Below are 3,622 nucleotides of genomic sequence, written 5' to 3'. Positions count from 1 at the left end.
TGTAGGCCCTGATCAGTCCGGGTATGCCGAGCTTTATGCCTCCGAAATACCTGACGACGACTACCAGGATGTCGCTCAGCCCGGCAGAGTCGATCTGACCGAGTATGGGACGTCCCGCAGAGCCCGAAGGCTCTCCGTCATCGCTGGCACGGAACACATCGCCCTTGTAGCCCAGTCTGTAGGCATAGCAGTGGTGTCGGGCGTCATAGTACTCCTTGCGGAGTCCGGACACTATCTCCTTCACCTGCTGCTCCGTCTCTACCGGATATGCCAGAGCAATGAATCTGCTTCCATTGTCCTTGAACAATCCTTCCGACGGCCCTGCAATGCTCCTGTATGAGTCCATGATTCAAATTTAGACCTTTTTGAAATAATTTGCAAAGAGAGATGAAATAATTCTTATCTTCGCTGACGCAGATAAGACGACTATGATACTTAGATACAAAGTTTCCCTCCCCGGAATCAAGGGCTTTTTCCGCATCTATGAGGTGAAGGACAGCACTTCGCTCTATTTCTTCCACAAGCAGATGCGCGCCGACATGAATTTCCCTCAGGACCAGACCATACTCTTCAAGGCTGTCGACCCGGCAGGTAAGCCGATAGCGCGTTACAGCGTGATCGACCTTGGCGCGGGAACGATCGACGATGTGACTCTCGGAGACTGCCACAAGGCAGAGCAGGACAGCTTCGTATACTTCTACGATACCACCAACGTCAAGAGCGTGCTCGTGGACTTCCTCGAGGAGGCCGGCAAGCCTAGGGTAGGTGTCGCATACCCATATCTCCTTGACAGCAAGGGACCAGATCCTATCGAGTTCGAGAATGGCTATGTGGCATTCGAGGACCTTCCTGCAGACAAGAGGAAGGATCCGGATGACGAGGACTACGACGATGACGACGAGGATCTCGACGATGAGGAGGAAGAGGTAGACGAGGACACCGAGGAGATCTACGACGAGGATGAATAGACTCCTGATCATACTTGGACCGACTGCCGTTGGCAAGACAGACTACAGCATCGAGGTCGCGCGCAAGTATGGTTCACCGATAATCTCCTGTGACTCGCGTCAGATATACCGGGAGATGTCAATAGGTACGGCCGTGCCGAGTCAGGAACAGCTGGCGGCCGTCCAGCATTATTTCATCCAGACACGCTCGATACATGACGAGATGTACACCGCGGGCAAGTATGAGCTCGAGGCGGTGGCGCTCCTGGAGCGTCTCTTTGCCGAAGGCCACGAGACGCTCGTGATGGCCGGCGGGTCGGGATTCTACATCGACGCTGTGTGCAACGGGTTGGACGACTTCCCGCCCGCCGACCAGCAGCTCCGTGCGGAGCTTTCGGAGCGCCTCCGCTCCGAGGGCGTCGAGTCGCTCAGGCTTGACCTCAAGCGTCTCGACCCCGAATCTTATGAGACCATTGACATAGCTAACGGCCAGCGAGTCGTGCGTGCCCTGGAGGTCTGCATTATGACGGGAAGGAAATTCTCCTCATTCAAGACCGCCACGACCAAGAAAAGAAGTTTCGAGATCGTGAAGCTTGGCATCAACCGACCGCGGGACGTACTCTATGACAGGATAAACCGCAGGGTGATCCAGATGATGGATGACGGACTGCTCGACGAGGCAAGGGCCTTGTCTGCCTACAGGGACCTCCCGGCCCTGCAGACCGTGGGATACAGGGAACTCTTCGACCATTTCGACGGGAAATGTTCCCTCGGGCAGGCCGTGGAACTCATCCAGCGCAATACCAGACACTACGCCAAGCGGCAGCTGACCTGGTGGGGACGCGACAAGGATATTGAATGGATGACATTGTGATCCGACGATTTTTGAAACTTGACCATGAAAAGACTTCTGACCATATTTACGACGCTAGTAGCCCTGGCGATTGCCCAGACCGCATATTCTCAGGATCTTGTCGATATCGACGACGATCCCAGTACCGAAACCCACACTTCGAGGGGGCGAATCGGCGTACAGGCTTCATTCAAGCTTCCTAAGAATTTCCAGCTGTCTGTCACAGAGGATGCCTGGTTCAAGGAATTCCGCAACTTCGACAGGCTCAATACGACCTTCGGCCTGACCTACAGACCTCTGAAATACCTCAGGTTCGGTGCTTCGTACGGACTCACGTCACTGTTCAAGACCAATGACGAGGGGCACTACTGGGACCTCAGACACAGGTTCACTACAGACGTGACCGGACTCTATACGACTGGAGGATGGACCTTCAGCCTCACTGAGAGATTCCAGGCGGCTCCGCGTCCTGACGGATACAACCCATACCGATATCAGAAGGCGGACCTGATGCTCCGTACCAGATTTAATGTGGGATACAAGTTCGAGAATGTGCCTCTCGAACCTTTGCTTTCGGTCGACATGAGGACTCTGCTCAACGGTGTGGACGTCAATACGCTTGGACTTGATCCTGCCGAGGCGGGAAGCGTGCACCCTCGATTCAATCATGTGGCCTGCGACAGGTACAAGGTGCAGGCCTCCCTTACGTACAGGATTGACAAGCATAATGCGCTCCAGCTCTACTATAGCCTTGACATTGCTCTGGACCATCCTGTCTATGTGGACGAGTATGGCGTGATCAAGAAGGATGATCAGGGCAACTATCGTTATTATTTTGACAAGACCTATACGTCGACGGCAGGTTTGACATATAAATTTTCCATATAGTTGTCTAATATTCAGCGATATTTCATAAATTTGTGCCATAAAGCATAAATAAAACCCCTTAAAGACTATGGCAAAATTCGAAGTTAAGGTTGCTAAGAACGGTCAGTTCTACTTCAACCTCAAGGCCGGTAACGGCGAAATCATCCTCTCTTCAGAGATGTACACCACCAAGAGAGCTTGCATGAACGGTATCGCTTCAGTTAAGAAGAACGCTCCTGACGAGGGCAAGTTCGAGGTTAAGACTGCTGCAAACGGTAAGCTCCATTTCAACCTCAAGGCTGCTAACCACCAGGTTATCGGTTCAAGCCAGATGTACGCATCTGAGTCAGGTTGCAAGAACGGAATCGCTTCTGTAATGAAGAACGCTCCTGAGGCAGAGGTCGTAGAGATCGCTCCTGAGGCATAAGCAAAGCTTCGATAAAATATTGATGGCGACCCCTCGGGGCCGCCATTTCTGTTTCACGAACCTTAGAACTCCAGTTCGTTTCCTCGATAGAATTCGAGGAGCTCGGACTGATAGAGATACTCGAACCGGGCCTTCGCGAGGTCGGACTCCGCGGACATAAGTCGGGTCTTGGACTCGTTGAACTCGGTGATTCCGGACTTTCCGGTCTCGTATTTAGCGGTTGCGAGGTCGAATGCATCCTGGGCGCTCTTGGCTGCCACCTTGCTGCTGAAATACTTGTCGCGGGCACCCACGGCATTGTAGTAAGCCTGCTGGATCTCCTTGTAGAGACTCTTCTTGCTGCTCTCCAGCTGAAGCTCCTGGTTGTGCTTCTGGAGCTTTGCCGAACGTATCTGGTTCCTGGTCTGGAGACGGTCGAAGATAGGTACGTTGAGGCTGAGGCCGAGGTACTGGCTGAAGTTGTACCTTGCCTGCTGGCCGAAGTTGGCCGAAGCATAACCGGAAGAGGTGTAGTAGTTGGTGCCGATT

General features: G+C 53.1%; 6 protein-coding genes. 4 read left to right on the top strand and 2 right to left on the bottom strand.

What is annotated here, in order from left to right; translation table 11 throughout:
* Nucleotides 1–346 (bottom strand): IMPACT family protein (locus tag AC06ND_RS05350; RefSeq protein ID WP_475677962.1); only part of this gene is annotated, 346 nt, incomplete at its 3' end.
* An 82-nt stretch (nucleotides 347–428) separates the two neighbouring features.
* On the opposite strand from AC06ND_RS05350, the gene AC06ND_RS05345 reads away from it, so the two are divergent.
* The 4 genes from AC06ND_RS05345 to AC06ND_RS05330 all read left to right on the top strand — a co-directional run bounded on the left by AC06ND_RS05345 (nucleotide 429) and on the right by AC06ND_RS05330 (nucleotide 3,094).
* Nucleotides 429–968, top strand: a complete 540-nt coding sequence (locus tag AC06ND_RS05345; protein WP_475677961.1) for an IS1096 element passenger TnpR family protein — start codon at nucleotides 429–431, stop codon at nucleotides 966–968.
* Nucleotides 961–1,821, top strand: coding sequence for a tRNA (adenosine(37)-N6)-dimethylallyltransferase MiaA (miaA, locus tag AC06ND_RS05340; RefSeq protein WP_475677960.1), 861 nt, complete (start codon nucleotides 961–963; stop codon nucleotides 1,819–1,821). The genes AC06ND_RS05345 and miaA overlap by 8 nt, the downstream gene beginning before the upstream one ends.
* 24 nt (nucleotides 1,822–1,845) lie before the next feature.
* The gene (locus AC06ND_RS05335) at nucleotides 1,846–2,688 is read left to right on the top strand and encodes a porin family protein (RefSeq protein ID WP_475677959.1); all 843 of its coding nucleotides are present in this window, start codon (nucleotides 1,846–1,848) and stop codon (nucleotides 2,686–2,688) included.
* Nucleotides 2,689–2,755: 67 nt separating this feature from the next.
* Complete coding sequence (locus tag AC06ND_RS05330) at nucleotides 2,756–3,094, top strand: YegP family protein (protein ID WP_475677958.1); 339 nt, start codon at nucleotides 2,756–2,758, stop codon at nucleotides 3,092–3,094.
* A gap of 62 nt (nucleotides 3,095–3,156) precedes the next feature.
* Here the strand turns inward: AC06ND_RS05330 and AC06ND_RS05325 are convergent.
* Nucleotides 3,157–3,622 (bottom strand): TolC family protein (locus AC06ND_RS05325; RefSeq protein WP_475677957.1); only part of this gene is annotated, 466 nt, incomplete at its 5' end.

The sequence above is a fragment of the Candidatus Cryptobacteroides sp. genome, from assembly GCF_056207615.1.
Note: the sequence above shows the minus strand (reverse complement) of the source record. Positions and strands in the feature narration are given on the sequence as shown.